Source organism: Chitinophaga flava (assembly GCF_003308995.1).
In the GTDB taxonomy this organism is placed as follows: domain Bacteria; phylum Bacteroidota; class Bacteroidia; order Chitinophagales; family Chitinophagaceae; genus Chitinophaga; species Chitinophaga flava.
Window position 1 is genome coordinate 478,677 of sequence record NZ_QFFJ01000001.1, and the last position, 19,095, is coordinate 497,771.

Sequence of the window (19,095 nt, forward strand, 5' to 3'; positions counted from 1 at the left end):
TTTATATTTTGAGTATAGTATTGTATCCAGAAATAGTAAGTAAGGAACAAACAGGGCTCCGTGCCCGTTGGGCGGCAGATTCCCGGCAATCCGCACACGATTGCCTGAGTTGTTAGCGCTCTTGGGATATTATAAAATATCAGGGATATAGCTGTCGCTTGTGTGAGAACATTTTTGTTTCACACTATCAGGGTTCCCTGTGATGCTAATAAATATGTAAAAGCAAGTGCGTGATGTTTTGCAAACATATACACGAGCTTGAACCAGGTTATGCCTGGCCAGTACGAAAAGTAGTATTCAATTCATAAGCGTCAACGGATCTTTCCGCGACCAAATGCATATCTGAAAAAGAAGAGCTGACAGATGAACAACGAGCGATCATTTACTCTTTTAATATTTCAACCTCCTGCTGGTGTAGTTAATCAATATTGCTTCCCTTTTAATGGTATGGCAGCTATAAAGGAATTGCGCTGGCTATACTGCATAAAAAATTCAGTATTAAAATGTCGGGTTTGATAATAAAATGTTTACTGGGTAATCTGTTACTTTTTTAGGTTTCCTGGTTATTGAGTTGGTGTTTGTGGTTTTTTTCTATATGGCAAAATGAGAAAATAAATTTATGAATAAAAACTAAAATTGAAAACTTTTTTTTAAATTCTGGTTGGCAACAACACATTCATGCTATATAAATTGTTGTGCTGTTCAAAATGATACACTTCAAACAGCACAACAATATCAGGCAACTACGTTTGGACATTCATTGTTTACGGCAACAGAAAAGCAGGTGCCATGGTAGTACCATTACCAATACCAGTAGGTGTTTCCACCAGCTTACGGGCCATCAGAGACAGTGCAAACATAGTACCTACAGCTTCCTGCAAATACGCTGGCTCACCATTGAACGTACGATGCAGTCCCTTTAACATAGCCTGATAAGACTGTGCAAACTGTACAGACAATATCTGAGCACGGGAGTTCTCAGGATAGTTCACTGGTTGCGGATCATCTTCTATCGGCCATACACCTTTGGGATCAAAAGGTATTTTAGCTCCTGTATATGCAAAGGTGCCGTCTTTTTTACGTTCCAGATGATGTCCGTTTACTATTTCAGCGAACTTGTAATAATGCGCCAGCTCACCATCTCCATCCTGTGGATCGTTGGCAGACATACCTTCTCCCTGATCTTTGATCTGTTCCAGTGCGTTCAGCGCATCCTGCAAATTTTTAATAGCGAACAACTTTCCTTGTCCGTTCCATTCCTTAACCTGTTTATCTTCATTACCGAAAGTAATTTTTCCAGCCTTACTCAAATCGGTCAGTCCACGCTTGATCTCATCATAAAACCAGCCAATGGTATATGGATTGGAACCTTCCGGCCATTGCTGATTAAGCGCCTTCATTTTTGTCTGAATCACTTCTTCCGGTTCTTCAATCGTCATAAAGGTATCACGGATGTGCTCTATGGAGCAGCGACGCAAGTGAACGGTAAGGCCTGCACGCAGACCACCTGGCAACGAAGCAGGATAACGCGGTACAAACGCGGGATGCACCATATCAGGGCTACCACCGATAGCAATCAACAGATTCGATACCAGCGCCATATGCAGCATCTCTTCCATTACAACGCCTCTGATCAATTCAGCCACTTCAATATTATGCCCCTGTTTTATACTATATAAAGCGCACAGATATGGAGGAATGGTAGCATGCTCCAGTTCCAGGGCTGTTTGTAATGCCTGCTTCAGATGCTCAATACTGTCCAGTTTCATATACACCGGATTATCCAGCCACTTACGGAGCATTTCCAGCTTCGCAGCGGAAAGATCCCGGGTAACAGGCATATAATTAGGACTGGAGATAGGTAGTCTGAAAACATTTTTCAACGCATGCAGCCGCTGCATAACACTGGCATAGTTAGACAGGTCTACAATAGATTTCATCACCGGATACAGATTGGCATACTGCTGGAAAATAGGCTGTACATGCTCCATCCAGGTAGGCTGGTCAGGTACCTTATACCCGGAATATACTTTTATCATAACCATATTGTTACTACGTATATTCCCTAATGAGTAGCCGATATAATACACCTGCCCATCAATAAATCCTCTGGGTGTTCCCGGATCACTGGCTGTGACAGGTATTTCTGCTACACCGGCTGCATTGGTAGTAACAGTATCCGGGAAACTTATTGCAGACGGAGCACCTGGCTTAGTCCTCCGCCCCGGAACATTAAACAGCCGGATAACCTGGTTGGATAACGGTTTTCCCAAAGCACTTGCATATAACCTGACCGTTTGTTTTTCTCCGGGGTTAAAGCGGAATGTAAATGCATCTGCATTCACGAATATACCTCCCTCGTTTTCCTGCAGTAATGTTCTGCCGGATGCAGTATGAAAAATGGCGAGTGGGTTATTCTCAATTAATGCAGCTTTATCCGGCGTAAAAGGTATAGATACCACACCTGCCGTAGCAGCATACCAGTTGGTTTCTGCATAGTTGATCTCACCCAGTAATACCGGTGCTCCGGTAGCTGGTAACACAGCCAGGTAAATCTGATCAACATTGGCAGTGACACCTTTCTCCATAGGCAGACTATTTCCCAGATCAACATGCACCACGCCATTGTCTACTTTGCAGTAAGCAGTGTTAAGGCCAATACGCGCAGCAGGGTTGGGAAACAGCGTGCGGTTATTTACAAAATGTAGTGGTTCCGCAGGAAGATATCTGCCAATGGTTCCTGTAATACGGCCAAAAAGAAAGGTAGTAGAACTGGGATTAAAATCGAAAGCATCCAGATTGAATTTAATGCTCAGTTTCTCCGGGGCCTGTCCGGACGGCAAACCTGCCGCCAGTTCATTCAGGTAACGGGATTTTATGGCATTGTTCCATTTGCCAATATTCAGCACACTCTGATAAAACGCACTGCCTCCAAGATCGCCGAAAATGGCGTCCTGTGCACGAAACCAATAGTCACTAAAAGCAGACACTTCATACTCGCCTTGAAAAACAGCATTATCACCATTGCCCACTATCACCTGAAATCCCCACAGTTCAGTTGTTTTTTCATCGGTATCAAGGTCCACCATTTTACCATCCACCCGGCTGTCTACTCCGCTCAAAGGCATGCCGATAATGGGGTCCAGCGTAGCATCATCACAAGTGGTGCCATCCAGGTAAGTAACACGTTGAACAGTACAGTTATAAAGCCGCCAGCTGCCGGTTCCGTTGGGACTGGGGCCACCGTTACCTATCGGATAGGCAGGCAGCTGATAACTCGTCTGGAAATCATCATTATCATAATAGTTTCGGGGGTTATTAACTGTCGGGATGTCGGACTGGAATTTTCCTGAAAAATGAAGTCGGGGAAATTGTAAATAGCTCATAGATAGTATTTAATTAAAAGTATTCGATGAGTGACATGCTGATCTGTCACACGTTTAAAAAACGGTTTACACAATGAATGGGCATTCAGGTTTATTAACCTGTCACGAGTTAGTTTTAAGAGGGGGTGGTATGCACGGTTACAATGTTGCTGCTCAGCAACAAACATTCATTACCTGTCATAAGACCGCTGCCTGTCAGACAGGGAACTTATGCAATCAGCCAAACATAAAAAGAGGCAAATGAGTGTCAGAGACACTTTAAGAAGGAGAACAATAGTGCTTATTAACTAAAAAATGCTTCCAGATGCCAATCGATAAAATAACTAATGGTTTTTTCATTTCTTATTCCTTTCGTTTCTTTAATTAAACTGGTTTCCCAATTACAACGGCATAGTGTATTACCATGATTGAGTGTGACTTTAAATAGCTATCAGATACACGCACTTGTATCTAAGGTTTCCATATCGCAGTAAAACTACAATGTCATTATGCAGCAGATTTGCAGTCACGTTAAAAACTATCAGTACAAGAAAAAAAACTGCAATAAAATCTCATTAACGCATAAAAAAACCTCCACCTTCCGCCGGGAAGATGAAGGTTTTTTTAAATGTTTTCTTGTAATTAGAAATTAGTATTGATGATAAGTGTATTTCTATCCGCGGTGGCAAAATCCATGGGAAGAATTCCTACCCTGCCATGGGTATTGCTGGTGAAGTAGCTGTTCACCTGCGGGTTGATGGTGTTGGAAACACTGGTGATACTTGGAATACCAAATATCAGTGGTTTGTAACCGCTGGTGAAATTGATGTACAAGGTAGATGGGTTACTTGACCTGGCTTCTGTAAACAGATTGCTGATGTTGGTCCATTTAACATTGTTATCCGGCACCTGGTACTGATCCTGCACCCGGAGATTGGCGTTCGCGTTGTTGATGGAGAAAGTGGTATTATCGGCCCAGTTCGTAGCATCAATGCCTTTAGGTGTGCCAGAAGCACCAAATCTTCTGAGGAGCACAATTTTACCTCTTACCTGTCCGAGGTTGGGAACACTGGCGGCCAGATACCATTTTGATGGTTGCAATTGTGTATAGCTGTCAAATGTTTGCTCGAATGATCTGGTATTGTTGCTGGGATCGTATTCTTCCTTCACGCTCATTACGATGGTTTCGCCGGGATTGTTGGCCAGGAAGGCGTAGCAGGCGTTCAGCACATCTGTGAAGTTCATGTTTTGATAGATACTTCCATGATGGATGGCAAATGCATTATCAATATGACGGCATCTGATATCCAGAAATCTTGTGCCGGCATCCAGTTGCTGGGCAATGGTAAGGTCCTGGCATTTGGCGGTACCGCCAATAGGCTCAAAACGCGCACCGCTGTCGTGTGTTCCGGGAATAGAGAGAGCTGTCAGATTGGTGTTGTCGGGGAGGTTGCTCATCCAGCCATTCAGCGCAACAGCAAGGGTACCGATACCTGCATTGCTGGTGGACAGAGCGTGAATAGAGGGATTAGTGCTGTCAAGCATTTCTTTCTTACAGCCAAAGATAGCACAGGTGGCAAGTGCCAGGAAAAGGGTCTTTTTCTTCATAGTAATAGTTTGTCTAAGGTGAACAAATCGTCCCGGATTTTAGCTATCCGGGGATGTGAATTAATGATTTGGTAACAATAACAGCCGGGGCTTTTACAGGGAGGTGCCGCCCTGCGCTGCATGGTGGGCCGCAAAAGCTTCCTGTGTATAGGGAGGTTCCATTTTAAAACGATATACATGAACAACCTGCTCATGCTCCGATGACAGATCGTATAAGGTCATTGTATAGGCACCGTGTTCATCGGCCCAGTCGTATCGCAATACTTGTTGAAGTAATATTTCAACTTCCGGTATGGAGCTGCAAACAGCGGTATAGAGCAGGGCCTCCTGGGGGCCTCTGAAGTCAATTCTGTATTTCATGTTCGCATATTGGGAATTCAAAAAATGTACAATATCTCCGCAGGGATCATTATTCTAATATAAGCATTCTTTTCTTTATGGCACACACAGCCTGTTCATTTTATTCACTTTTTAAAAATCTGACTATTTCATTCAATTGATATCCGTTCTTCATCACATCCGAATTCTTGCTAACTTACGGCCTCAACCTATAAGACACACCTCTAAACCCCATTTCAAGATGGAAGCCCGTCCCATTGCTGTCCCACACTATTTCCACAGCCTCAACATCCTCCGGTGTATTGCGGCTATTGCTGTTGTATTGTTTCATTGGCAAAAGTTTTTCTACCCCGATGACGTATTTGTCCCCGGCGGAGAGAAAGACACCGCATTGCCCTTATATTCCTACCTTTCTTTTTTTTATACCTATAGTTCGTTATCTATAGATATTTTCTTCCAGCTTTCCGGCTTTATTTTCTTCTGGTTATATTCAACCAAAATAGCAGACGGAGAAACTGATTTTAAAAAATTCGCTGTCTATCGCTTATCAAGGCTCTACCCTCTTCATCTGGTTGCACTGATTGCAGTAGTAATTTTACAACTACTGATGCTGCAATTTATGGGACACTATTTTGTCATTCAGCACAACGACGCCTACCATTTTTTTCTCCATCTGTTCTTCGTACAGAACTGGGGCTTCGAAGCAGGCACCTCCCACAATGCGCCTTCCTGGTCTACATCAGTGGAAATCCTCATGTACCTGCTCTTTTTCCTCATCTGCAGACTGAAATGGCACACCAATAAAGCCATCCTGTTACTTCTAATACTGGCAGGTGCCGCTTTACAGCACCTCGGACTGCTGATCGGGAAAGGAATCTTTTCATTTTTCTTCGGTGGCATCCTATACTATATATTTATTTATATCCTTCAAAAAAACAAAACAAAAAAATACCTTAAAATAATAGGATCACTAACTATAATATTATGGATACCGGTAATCACATCCTATCATTACCCCATCCAGGAACAGACATGGGACTATGCTAACGGATTGTTCCGTCCCAATATCAGCCCCAAACAATCTGCTGCCCAATACGAAATAGTCAGAAATCTTCTCTTCAGGATTACGGTAGTCCCCTGCACTATTCTTTTTGTTTTATTACTGGAAACCGTCAGAGGGCAGTTTCACCACTGGTGGGCTGTAGTTGGCAACTGCAGTTATGCTTTTTATCTATTACATTTCCCCTTACAAATTGCCGCAGTATTGATCCTGCAACAATTCGAACTCGACCGGAATCTGCTCCTTTCTCCATGGGCGATGCTTCTTTTTCTGAGTGTACTGAGTGTACTAAGCCTGGCTGCCTACTATTATTTTGAACGGCCGGCCCAGGACAAAATCAGGCAAACTGCCGTTCCCGAAAAAAGCGTAACGACATCCTGACCAATATTTGATCTATAAAAAGTGTAAATAAAAGGATGCAGGTATCAATACAATGGTACCTGCATCTTTTTATTTATGGCACACATTGCTTATTCATTTTGTTCATCATTCAAAATATGGGTTATTCTGTTCATTCAAATTCAGACTCATCTTCAAGTCCAAATTCTTGTTAACTTCCAGCTATCGGAAACGCACATTGGTAACCCCCCTTTAATCATATTTTATGATGGAAACCCGTAACCAAGTTACACCAGCCTATTTTCACAGTCTGGATGCTTTCAGGGGCATTGCGGCTATCATTGTGATATTGTTTCACTGGCAGGTATTCTTCTACCCCGGTGACGTATTCGTACCGGAAGGCGACCTGAATCCTCAACTTCCACTCTACCCATATCTATCGCTGTTTTATACACATGGTATGCTTTCAGTAGATATCTTCTTCCAACTATCGGGTTTTATCTTCTTCTGGTTATACTCCAATGCTATCGCCAGCGGGAAAATCAATTTTAAAAAATTTTCCATCTACCGCATATCAAGGCTGTACCCGCTCCATCTGGTAACACTGATAGCCGTGGCTATATTACAGGCAATCATGTACAGACGGATGGGACACTACTTTTTCATACAATACAACGACATCTATCACTTCTGTCTCAACCTGCTCTTTATGCAAAACTGGGGCGTGGAAGTAGGCCCCTCTTTCAATGCACCTTCCTGGTCCGTATCCGTGGAAATATTCCTGTACCTGCTCTTCTTCCTTATCTGTAAACTGAAATGGCACACCAACAAAATGCTCCTGCTACTGCTGATACCTGCAGGCGCGGTGATGCAACACTATGACATCCTGATCGGAAAAGGGGTCTTCTCCTTTTTCCTGGGATCTCTTTTGTACTATACCTACTCTTATATCCTGCAACAAAATAAGGCCAGACAATATTTTAAAATAATAGGAATCCTTACCATTATTCTTTGGACACTCACAGTCATATTCTATTATTACCCTTTCTTTGAGCAAATATGTAACTACGGCATCATCCGGCTCAACCCGAATATTAGCCCGGATAAAGCTGCCGACATATATGGAGTGATCAGAAATCTTCTGTTCAGGGTTACCGTAGCCCCTTGTACTATCCTGTCATTGGTATTACTGGAAACCGTCAGGGGACAGCTACACCGCCGCTGGGCTTTATTGGGCAACTGCAGCTATGCGATCTATCTGTTGCATTTCCCTTTGCAGATCGTCACAGTGCTGCTCATGCAGCAGTTTCATCTTGACCGACACCTGCTGCTCTCACCCTGGGCTATGATCCTGTTTGTGAGCATGGTGTTCCTGTTGAGCATGGCCGTTTTCTATTATTTTGAACAACCCGCCCAGGACAAAATCAGACAAGCCACCCTTTCCCGGAAAAGCGTCCTGGCATCCTGAAAAAAACATTTGCGCCACTGTGAAAAGCACCGGCCGGCGCTGCTATATAAGACACAATTGAATTTGTTGTTATCATCTAAAAGTATCAGGTGTATGCAGTCATTCCGAATTATCCTGCTGGTCCTGTCCGTTTATCTGGCGGGATGCACCGGCAGCAGGAAAATTACTTATTTCAACGACATTGCTGCCAAAACCGGCACTGACTCTCTTGAAAAATGCCCTCAGCTGAGGATACAGCCAGGAGACGTATTACAGATCAACGTCAGTACGCCGGACAAGGACGTCAGCCAACTCTTTAACCCTAATCTGGTCAGCCCTCCGAATCCATCGGGAACTGGCATAGATCAGGGATATCTGGTAGACAGCACCGGCTATATCAGTCTTCCCATCATCGGAAAACTGTATGTCAGGGACAAAACCACCAAGGTCATTAATGAAGAAGTAACCGCTGAACTGTCCAAAACACTCAGAAATGTGTATGTCTCTACCCGTATGGTCAACTTCAAAGTCTCGGTACTGGGAGATGTAGCCCACCCCGGCACCTTCAGGATCGGCGCTGAAAGAGCCTCCATCCTCGATGCCCTCAGCATGGCCGGAGACATGAACCCCTCCGCCATCCGGAAAGATGTAATGGTCATCCGTGAAACAGATGGCGTGAAGTATTACACCACACTGGACCTCAACAGCAGCAAAACATTGAGATCACCTTATTATTATCTGGCCAATAATGATGTGATATATATCAAACCCGGCCCGGGTAAGGAGCTTGGCAACTCGCGCATTCTTCCTTTACTACCGGTTATACTCAGCGTTATTTCACTGGCCACCACCATTGTATTACTCAGTAAATGAAAACACCATGGCAAAGCTCAAAGTAATACACAACAAACCGGCCGCTCTCGACATGAGCGACCTGTTCAGGAAAATGCTTTTTCACTGGCCTTTATACCTGCTGGCCATCCTGTTGGCTATGGGTGCCGGATATACTTTTATCCGGTATATACCCGCCTCCTATATGTCCTCGGCACGCCTGTACCTGAAGGATGAAAAGAAAAATGGCGGCGGAGAGGAAGCTGATATCCTGAAGTCACTCTCCCTGCTCGGCAGCGGTAAAAACATGGAAAACGAAATGGAGCTGCTGCATTCTCCCATCCTACTACAAAGGGTCATCAGCAGCAATCATTTTAATATCCGGTATTTCACCAAACAGCATCTGCAGAGCAAGGAATGGTATCCCCAGGCCCCCATCATGATCAAAGTACTGAGTGACAGTTCACGCACCGGTAATTATACCTTTGATATCACCCCCTATCAGCAACACTACTACGTGACTGCATATATCGGCAAAACCAAACAAGCAGTACATTTCCTTGTCGCGCCCAACAGGCCCTTTAAAGCAGGAAAAGACACCTTCGCCCTGGTTCCCAACAAACGTATTCCGCTTGCTACATCAGCCCCCTACCACATCCGGGTAGACTCCGCGATAGAAATGTCCTACAAGTCGGTAGCCGATATCACCACCGCCCTGGTAAACCGCGACGCCACCGTGATTATGATCACCTACAAGGACCCTGTAGCCCGGCGAAGCGCGGATTTTCTCAACGCCTTGCTGGAAGAATACAACGATTATACCCTCAGCGATAAAAACAAAGCCGGCGTTAAAACCATCAACTTCCTGAATGCCCGGCTGGACTCCCTGAAAGATGAACTCAGCCTGCTGGAACAAGAGGAAGAACGGTTTAAGGTAGAACGCGGTATCACCGATATCGATGCCAGCTCCAAACTGGCCCTGGAACAGGTAAAAGAAGCGGATATCAAACTCAGTGAAGCCAATCTGCAATTGTCGGTGATGGACGAAGTGGAACGATATATCAACAACCCCGAAAATCAAGCCCCCTTTGCCCCGGTGACCGGCACGGTAGACCAAACCCTTACCGGTATGATCAACCGCTATGAAGAAGCTCTTCAGGCACAGCGCAAACTGACACTCTCCCTGCAACCATCCAGCTTCCTGATGGAAAACCTGGATGCTCAGGTGAAAGCTGCCAGAAACACTATCCGCAGCTATATCAGCGGGTACCGCCGCAATGCCGACGTAGCACAGCAAGCCACCCAGGAAAAAGTAAACAGCATACAGGGCCAGATCGCCAATATCCCCTCCTACGCCCGGGAATATATCAATATCAAAAGACAACAAAGCGTGAAGGAAAACCTTTACCTCTATCTACTGAAGAAAAAGGAGGAAACTGCCGTCACCAACGCCAGCAACGTGATCGACAACAAAGTCATCTCACCGGCTTTTGTACCGGAGAAACCGGTTTTCCCCAAAAGGTCAACGGTGTATATCGTTGTTGTGGTACTAACACTGATAGCCGTGAGTACTTATGTATACATCAAATATTTCCTCAATCCACGGATAATCAGCCGGAAAGAAATCGAGCAGATATTCAACCTGCCTGTCAGTGCTGAAATCTTCCAGCAAACAGAAGGCATACGCGACTTCTCCCTCAGCAGCCACTCTGTACTCACAGAACAGGTTTTTAACCTCCGCACCAACCTGCGCTTCCTGCTGGCAGACCACAAAGGACCTGCCACTGTGATGATCACTTCCAGTATTTCCGGAGAAGGCAAAACATTTATTTCGGCCCATCTGGCCAATTCACTGACGGTGAATAATAAAAAGGTCGTCATCCTGGAAATGGACCTGCGTAAACCCAAACTGTCCACCTTCCTGGGACTGGACCATGAAACCGGCATCACCAATTATATTGTGGGCAACAAATCAATGGAAGAAATCATCCGGGTAGTACCGGACACCAATAACCTCTTCCTTGTTTCTTCCGGCCCTATTCCACCCAACCCGATAGAGCTGATAGAAAGCCCGCGTATGATGGCTTTGCTTGCAGAACTCAAAAACAGGTTCGATTATATCATCATCGATACTTCACCGGTAGGGATTGTTTCAGATGCCAAAAGCATTGCACAATACGTAGACTGTACACTGTTTGCCATCCGTTACAACTTCACCCAGAAAGTGAAGCTGATAGCGGTAGAAGAAAATATCAAAGAAACTATTTTCAAGAAGAAGGGAATCATTTTTAATGGTATTGTTCAGGATACCTTCTACCCTTACTACTACTATGGCAAATATGCCTACAACGAGAAGAAGCGTCGCAAGGGTAACTGGACCTCCATTTTCAAAAAAACAGCGAAAAGAATTGCGTAAAGTATTTGAAAATAGCAGCTGGCTGCTGATGGATAAAATCAGCAAGCTCTTTCCGGGTATACTGGTGCTGGCCCTGTTGGCCAGGCACCTGGGTCCCCGCATATTCGGCATATGGAACTACACCATTGCCTTCAGCGCTATTATGGGCAGTGTCGCGATATTGGGGATGGACAAACTGGCAATAAAGGAACTAATGGCCAGTGAAACAGAGCAGGGCCGTATTGTAAGCACTATTGCTCTTATGCGGCTGATAGCCGCCCTGGCCTGCATGTTTCTCAGCATCCTCCTCGTTCATCTGCTGGACCCCGATCCGGTGTATCTGCTCTGCATCATCTTTTCATCCTTTACGATGCTGTTTCAGTCATTTGATGTGATGGATGCTTTTTATCAGGTAAACAACAGTCTGAAGACCGTGATCGTACCTAAGGTAACTGTGTTCCTGCTTTTTTGTGCCCTCAAATGCCTGGCTATTTTTTATGGTGCATCGCTGCTCACTTTCCTCTGGCTCTCCTTATTGGAGCTGGCCGTTACCTACGCCTGGATACTGGGCCGGTATAGTCTGCAGTTTGCGCCGTTGTCACTCAAACAGGTGAACTTCCGTATGGCCCGGCGGTTGCTGGGGGAAAGCTGGGTACTCATCATGGCCAACCTCCTCGTAGTACTGTTTATGAAGGTTGATAATATACTGCTCAACATACTGAGTACGCCGGAAGAATTGGGTAACTATGTAGTGGCTGTGCGTATTTCTGAACTATGGAACGCTCTCCCTACCGTAGTGTCCACGGCTATGCTTCCCATGCTGTTCAGGAAAAAACAGGAAGATGAGCAGGCTTATCTGCAAACACTGGGTAGATGGCTGCGGGCCTCCTGTCTTATCAGCCTCCTGCTGGCGGCGGCGATCAGCCTGTCGGCCGGAATACTCATTCCCTTACTCTACGGTACCGCCTACACCACCGCAGCCGCTATTCTCCGGATCCATATCTGGTCTGCCATTCCGGTGTTCCTGATGATGGCGATGGTACAATACTTTTTTATAGAAGGGAAATACAAATTGTATCTGTATGGCAATATGGTTAGCCTCGCCCTGAACATCGCCATCAATTTTCTGCTAATACCTCATATGGGCGGCAAAGGTGCTGCCATTGCCACAGTGGTGGCCTATTTCGGGGTCTACATCATGATGGCGGTACTGGACGGCAGCGGAAAGGCATGGTTACTGACCCGCGAAATGATACACCCCGCCAGGATATACGCTGACATAATAGATTTCAGCCATGCCCTGCGCAAGTCATGGAACAGCTATTTGTTTACCAATTCACATAAATCAATCACCAATGAATAATGTGAAAAATATTGCCGGAAAAATCGTCTCCGCACTCTTCCCCCGCATCCGCTACAGTGTGATGGCCTACAGCTCGGAAGGGGAAGACCTTATCCTCAAACGTATTTTCGAAAAAAAGAAAAAAGGTGTTTATGTAGATATTGGCGCCCATCACCCCTTCCGTTTTTCCAACACTTACCTGTTTTACAAAAGAAACTGGCGGGGAATCAATATTGATCCGCTTCCCGGCACACAGGCATTGTTCAACAAATACCGGCCTAAAGACATCAATCTGGAGATGGGTGTTTCCGGTGTTCTGCAAGAGCTTACCTACGCAATCTTTAACGAACCGGCACTGAATACCTTTTCTGCAGAAAAAGTGCTGGAATACACCCAGGAGCCCTGCTACCAGGTCATTGATCGGAAAAAGGTGGAAACCCGTCCGCTGGCCGATATACTGGACCACTACCTGGACCCCGGCACTCCCATCGATTTTATTACCATCGATGCAGAAGGAATGGACCTGGAAGTACTCCGCTCCAATAACTGGGATAAATACCGGCCATCCTATGTACTGGTAGAATCACAGCCATTTGAGCTGGAAAAGGAAGGCGACAGCGAATTACTCTGCCTGATGCGGGAAATGGGTTACAGCATTTTTGCCAAAACCTATTACACTTATTTCTTCCGGAACAACCGGTTAAAAGGCAATGAATGGTTATGATGAACACACCGGTTTTACTATTGATATTCAACCGGCCCGACAAGGTGCGGACGCTGATGCCCTATCTGCGACAGCAAAGGCCGGCACACCTGTTTGTGGCGGCAGACGGACCACGGCCCGACAGGCCAGCCGAAGCCCTCTTCTGTGAAGAAACCCGACAGGCCGTACTCTCAGCCATCGACTGGCCCTGTGAAGTAAAAACTCTCTTCCGCCACTACAATCTTGGCTGCGGAAAAGCTGTCAGCAGTGCTGTCTCCTGGTTCTTTGAACAAACAGAAGAAGGTATCATCCTGGAAGATGACTGCCTTCCGGACCCTACTTTTTTTTCCTTCTGTACTGCGATGTTACAGCGTTACCGCCATGATCCGGCCGTGATGCACATCAACGGCAGCAACTTCCAGTTTGGTAAACACCGGGGACATGCCTCCTACTATTACTCCCGCTTTGCGCATATATGGGGATGGGCTTCCTGGAAAAGAGCATGGAAACAGTACGACTTTACCATGGAACGTTATCAGGGTCTTTCTACTGAAGGCTTAAGCACTACCCTGAAGCATGATATGAAAGCGATACTACGGCAACAGCTCGACACCTGGGACGTACAGTGGTTTCTGTCCGTATGGTTCAACAAAGGCTGGACCATCACCCCCAACCTGAGCCTGGTACGAAACACCGGTTATGGTACCGCCTCTACGCATACCATGCGGGAACCGGGATGGTTTAAAAAAATTGTATACGGCCAACTACCCATTATCACTCATCCGGAACAACGTATACTGGATGAAGCAGCAGACCACTACGCTGCATCAGTGATGTTTTCGCCCAGTCGCCTGTATACAACTGTCCGGAAAGTGATCAAAGGCAATCCAGCATTATTCAGGTTATACCAGCAGTTAATGCTTAAAAAGTGAAATGAAAAAATAAGACCATGGAACCCATCTACATGGACGTTCGAAGCCACTATCTTTTTGTGGAAATTTTCAGGGAAAGCATGCCCCTGGTGATAGCTACAGTGCTGTTGACTGCCTATTACCGGAAGCGCATCAACATCCTTGAGATGCTGTTGTATGCCTTTGCTACCGAGGCATACACCGTGATGACCATTGGCCCTACCTTTAATGCATCCTTTTTTATTGCCCTCTTTATCTCCATCGACCAGTGTTATCAGGTATTGTCCGGCCGTCAGCCTATCCGGCAGGAATACCTGTTCGTACTGGTGTTCCCGCTTATCTCCCAGATACTGGTGATGATGGTGACGCAGTTGTATGAAGATCCCTTCTCCATTCAGGGTAGCACCACCAGCTATTATCTCCGGCCGCTTTATTTCTATCTCAAAAACTATATCCCGCTGCTGGCTATCGGTGCCAGGATCTTACGGGAAAGAGACACGATCTCTTTTGAACAGATGCTGGCCACCATGAAAAAAATTGCATTGTTTGCCTGCGCTTTGGGTGTTGTACAACTGTTTGTACAGCTGGTGTTAAAAAACGACATACTGAGCGAACTACTCGGGTTACAACAAAGATATATGCTGGAAGACATCAACGGCCTCCTCGGAGTAAGGGTACAGGCACTGTTTGGTGAACCTAAGGTTTTCTGCGCCTTCCTGTCACTGACTATTCCGGTTTTTCTGCGTGACCGCGAATACAAATCTGCGTTCCTGGTTTTTCTGATGGCAGCGCAGACTTCATCGCAAACCTTCTGGATTAATTTGTTCGCTGCCTTCATCGTATTTGTATTGCTGAAGCCCATTTATCGTGTGCGTTTCAAGATACTGGCCAGCCTGAGCCTGATCGTTGGCTTGTTTCTGCTCATTGCCAGCGCTAAAGACTTTTTAATGAAATATTATCTGGAGAACCGTGATCAGCCTGTTGCCCGCATGTTACTGGAACGCTCGGTCAGCAGATACGATACCCAATACTGGCAGGAAGACAACCAGGTGCTGGGCATTCCGCTTCAGCGGGACATGGAACTACCGATCGTGGATTTTCTGAAAGACCACCCTTATCTCTTATTGACGGGGTATGGCCCTGGTAACAGTTCCTTTATCCCTTCCCAGTATTTTTCAGGGCAGCTGCGATATATGAATGCCATGGAAGGTGTGGGTGGACATAACCTGAATATGCGTTGGTTTTACATTCTGGCAGAATTTGGCATATTCGGCCTGATATTTTTCTTTTTACTGCTGACACGGGTTGAAAGAGAGATACCGCTATTCCAGCGCAATTATCTGGTATATATATCCGTATGCTTTTTTTTCAGCCAGATAGATTTGTTTTTGCTGATCGTGGCGCTGTTATGCCTGAGCGTACCTGAGGAAGACGAAGAACTGGTACATGAGCCACTATTAACTTAAAGAAAAAATGAGAGTATACCTGGACAATATTGTTTTTACGATTCAGCGGGCCGGAGGTGTTTCGGCCTACTGGTATGAGTTGCTGAAAGGTGTATGCCATAGCGGGCTTTCCGTTCATTTACTGAATGCGGGCATGGCTCCGGGTAATGTATTTGAACAACAGATGGCTTATCAGCGCTGGCCCTGCATTCGGGAAAGTATGCTGCCCGCCGGTGTGCTGCGTTATCTGCCGCTCCGGTACCGACTGCCTGCCCGTGCTGTTTTCCATGGAGGATATTTACGGGTATCTCCGCAAAAAGATGTGCTGAACATCCTCACCGTACATGATTTTGCACATGAACGGAAATTGTCCAGCGCCTTTCCCAGGAGCCTTGTCAATATCCGGCAGAAAGCTTATGGTATCCGCAAAGCAGATGGTATCATCTGTATCTCTGACAGCACAAGGCAAGAGCTACTACATTTTTATCCGCAAACAGATCCCGGGAAAATCAGGGTGATCCATCATGGCATCAGCGATGATTTTTTTCCGCATACGCCTGCTCCCCCACCCGGGCTGCCGGCATTACTGACACAGAAACCTTTTGTATTGTATGTGGGAGGACGTAACCACTACAAAAACTTTCAGACCGCGGTAGCTACTATTGCCCTGCTTCCCCGCGAATACCGGCTGATAGTCGTGGGCGGTGGTTCTGCCAGCAGCGCGGAAATACAGCTTCTACAGCAACGTATACCCGGCCGGTATCAGCTGTTGCCCGTTGTCAGCAATCAGGAGCTGAACTATCTGTATAATCAGGCTTTCTGTTTGTTGTACCCTTCTATATACGAAGGTTTTGGTTTTCCACCGGGAGAAGCCATGAAAGCCGGATGTCCGGTAGTAGGCAGTAACCGGACCTCTGTCCCTGAAGTAGTAGGCGATGCCGGTCTGCTGGCTGAAATACCCCATGCAGAAACATTTGCAGCCTGCATACGCCAGCTGGAGTCCGGCACGCTCCGGCAACAACTGATTCAAAAAGGATACCGGCAGGCCAGTCTTTTTTCCTGGAAAACCACTATCGCGGAAACGATCCGCTTTTATCACCATTGCTGGAACCATAAATTTTCCGAAGATGAATATCCTGTTTAAAATGGCAGATGCTGCCAGAGTGATGATCCGGTCGGGAAGAGGCCCCGGCGCCTTTCTGCAGGGAGGAGCTTCTGTGGCCTCCACACAGCTCGTTTATAACTGCAGTCACTATATCCCGGCATTGCATACCGTACTGGACGTGGGTGCCAACATAGGCCAGTTTGCCCTGGCCATTGCACACCGCTATCCACAGGCACATGTTTATTCCTTTGAACCCGTACCGACCACTTACAAAGAGCTGCAGCAACATACCAGGAAGGTACCGGCCATCCAGACCTTCAATTTCGCACTGGGCAGCAGCGAGGGTTCGCTGGAATTTTACAGCAACGAATACTCCCACGCCAGCTCAGCATTACAGGTATCTCCTGAACAGATACAGCTGCAACCCCAGACAGCCCGTACTCATAAAATGACAGTGCCGGTAACACAGCTCGATCACCTTCAGGACCTTATACTGAAAAGCCCCACCCTGCTGAAGCTGGACGTACAGGGCTTTGAGCAGGAAGTACTGCGCGGCGCAACCGCTACCCTGCAACAAATAGACTATCTGCTGTTTGAAACCTCCTTCATTCCTATGTACAGCGGCGAGCCGCTCTTCGATGAAATGCACCATTTTGTAAAATCGCTTGGCTTTGATTTTATAGCCCCCGTAGGATTTCTTCAGTCAGACAATTTGCAGATTCTGCAAATGGACCTATTATACCAACGAAGAGACAGATAGTAAATAAGCTGAAATACTTTTTTTTAACAGATTATGCATTCGTGATTATGAAAACCATTGTTAATGTGCCGTTATTGCTAAGGCAACTCATAGATTGCCTGGTGCTCACCATTGCTTATCTATTGACACACCAGACCGTTTGTGCCCTCCAACAGGTGCTACATTACCCACTGAACATACCCGTGCTGTGTATCAGCATCATCACCTGGGTAGCTACCGGGGTTCATCTTCACCTGTATGAGGACTTCCGCTCCCGTCCATTCTCCTATGAATTTATGGCGCTCATTAAAACATTGCTGCTGCATGTGTGTATTCTGACGTTTACCTTGTTTTATTTCTTTAAAATGTTCTACTCTCCGAGATTATTCGTCGGTATATATTCAGGTTATATCTTCATCGGTATGATGTTCTCCAAAATCCTGATCAAAAAACTCTTCCTTCGGATCAGGATGAAAGGATATAACGTGAAAAATATTCTGATCATAGGTGCCGGAGAAACCGCCATCCACTTCCATAATACCATTGCAGCCAACGACCACTTTGGCTATCAATGTATCGGCTTTGTAGACAATGAACCCAATCATGCTCTCAATGGCAAATACCTGGGCCCTCTTTCCGCACTGGGGCATATTCTGGAAAATCATGAGATAGATGATGTGGTACTGGCCATCCCTGAAAGCAGCCGGGAAGAAACCGAAAACATTATCGTCACCAGCGAAAAAGCAGCCAAACGTGTGAAGATCATTGCCAACTGTTATAAACATTGTACTTCCACGGTGAGTATGAGCCTGTTCGGCCACTTTCCGGTGATCACCATCCGCTCCTCCCCGCTGGATCACACAGGCAATCAGCAATTCAAGCGGTTGTTTGACATCTGCTTCACTGTTTTTATGCTTATCACCTTCTCCTGGCTATTCCTGCTGATCGCCATTCTGATAAAAATCACCTCCCGGGGTCCTGTTATCTATAAGCAGGAAAGATGGGGGCTGAAAAACAAAAAACTAACCTTATATAAGTTCAGAACGATGGAGATGAACACTGAATACGATAGTAATGGCGTATTCAGACCCACCCTGCGCAATGATCCGCGGGTAACAGTTGTCGGCAAATTCCTGCGTCGTACAAACCTTGACGAGCTGCCGCAGTTTTTTAATGTACTGAAAGGGGACATGTCTTTTGTAGGCCCACGGCCCTATGTAACGCCGCATCATCTGGAGCTGAAAAGAACCATACAACACTATATGCTGCGACATCTGGTAAAACCAGGTATCACCGGTTGGGCGCAGGTCAACGGCTGCAGAGGTGAGGGCGACCGTATAGACCAATGGCAGAAACGCATCTATATGGACAACTGGTACATTGAAAACTACAGCTTCTGGCTCGATTGTCAGATTGTTTTCCAGACGATCGTTAATATGCTGAAAGGAGATAAAAATGCCTACTGA

Annotated in this window: 14 protein-coding genes; 11 read left to right on the forward strand and 3 right to left on the reverse strand. The window is 46.0% G+C overall.

Annotated features, from left to right (window positions below; all coding sequences use genetic code 11):
- Positions 1-764: 764 nt before the first annotated feature.
- From DF182_RS01660 to DF182_RS01670, 3 genes are all read right to left on the reverse strand, one after another.
- Complete coding sequence (locus DF182_RS01660) at positions 765-3,386, reverse strand: ferritin-like domain-containing protein (RefSeq protein WP_113613953.1); 2,622 nt, start codon at positions 3,384-3,386, stop codon at positions 765-767.
- A gap of 621 nt (positions 3,387-4,007) precedes the next feature.
- Positions 4,008-4,973: a phosphatidylinositol-specific phospholipase C gene (locus DF182_RS01665; protein ID WP_113613954.1), complete on the reverse strand. Its 966-nt coding sequence runs from the start codon at positions 4,971-4,973 to the stop codon at positions 4,008-4,010.
- A 93-nt stretch (positions 4,974-5,066) separates the two neighbouring features.
- A complete protein-coding gene (locus DF182_RS01670) occupies positions 5,067-5,333 on the reverse strand; it encodes a hypothetical protein (protein WP_113613955.1) in 267 nt (88 codons plus the stop codon).
- A 220-nt stretch (positions 5,334-5,553) separates the two neighbouring features.
- Here DF182_RS01670 and DF182_RS01675 point away from each other — a divergent pair, with 220 nt between their 5' ends.
- From DF182_RS01675 to DF182_RS01725, 11 genes are all read left to right on the forward strand, one after another.
- Complete coding sequence (locus DF182_RS01675) at positions 5,554-6,753, forward strand: acyltransferase family protein (RefSeq protein WP_113613956.1); 1,200 nt, start codon at positions 5,554-5,556, stop codon at positions 6,751-6,753.
- A gap of 223 nt (positions 6,754-6,976) precedes the next feature.
- Positions 6,977-8,179, forward strand: a complete 1,203-nt coding sequence (locus DF182_RS01680) for an acyltransferase family protein (protein WP_113613957.1) — start codon at positions 6,977-6,979, stop codon at positions 8,177-8,179.
- Positions 8,180-8,272: 93 nt separating this feature from the next.
- Positions 8,273-9,031, forward strand: coding sequence for a polysaccharide biosynthesis/export family protein (locus DF182_RS01685; protein WP_113613958.1), 759 nt, complete (start codon positions 8,273-8,275; stop codon positions 9,029-9,031).
- Between the two features lie 7 nt (positions 9,032-9,038).
- Positions 9,039-11,405 (forward strand): GumC family protein, encoded by a 2,367-nt coding sequence (locus DF182_RS01690; protein ID WP_113613959.1) that lies wholly within the window; start codon positions 9,039-9,041, stop codon positions 11,403-11,405.
- Positions 11,398-12,747, forward strand: coding sequence for a flippase (locus tag DF182_RS01695; protein ID WP_161964025.1), 1,350 nt, complete (start codon positions 11,398-11,400; stop codon positions 12,745-12,747). Before DF182_RS01690 ends, DF182_RS01695 begins: the two co-directional genes overlap by 8 nt.
- Positions 12,740-13,450, forward strand: coding sequence for an FkbM family methyltransferase (locus tag DF182_RS01700; protein WP_113613961.1), 711 nt, complete (start codon positions 12,740-12,742; stop codon positions 13,448-13,450). Before DF182_RS01695 ends, DF182_RS01700 begins: the two co-directional genes overlap by 8 nt.
- The gene (locus DF182_RS01705) at positions 13,447-14,361 is read left to right on the forward strand and encodes a nucleotide-diphospho-sugar transferase (protein WP_147243314.1); all 915 of its coding nucleotides are present in this window, start codon (positions 13,447-13,449) and stop codon (positions 14,359-14,361) included. The genes DF182_RS01700 and DF182_RS01705 overlap by 4 nt, the downstream gene beginning before the upstream one ends.
- A gap of 17 nt (positions 14,362-14,378) precedes the next feature.
- Positions 14,379-15,806: a hypothetical protein gene (locus tag DF182_RS01710; protein WP_113613963.1), complete on the forward strand. Its 1,428-nt coding sequence runs from the start codon at positions 14,379-14,381 to the stop codon at positions 15,804-15,806.
- A 7-nt stretch (positions 15,807-15,813) separates the two neighbouring features.
- Positions 15,814-16,929, forward strand: coding sequence for a glycosyltransferase family 4 protein (locus DF182_RS01715; protein WP_113613964.1), 1,116 nt, complete (start codon positions 15,814-15,816; stop codon positions 16,927-16,929).
- Positions 16,913-17,650, forward strand: coding sequence for an FkbM family methyltransferase (locus DF182_RS01720; RefSeq protein ID WP_113613965.1), 738 nt, complete (start codon positions 16,913-16,915; stop codon positions 17,648-17,650). The genes DF182_RS01715 and DF182_RS01720 overlap by 17 nt, the downstream gene beginning before the upstream one ends.
- Before the next feature lie 47 nt (positions 17,651-17,697).
- Positions 17,698-19,095, forward strand: coding sequence for an undecaprenyl-phosphate glucose phosphotransferase (locus DF182_RS01725; protein WP_113613966.1), 1,398 nt, complete (start codon positions 17,698-17,700; stop codon positions 19,093-19,095).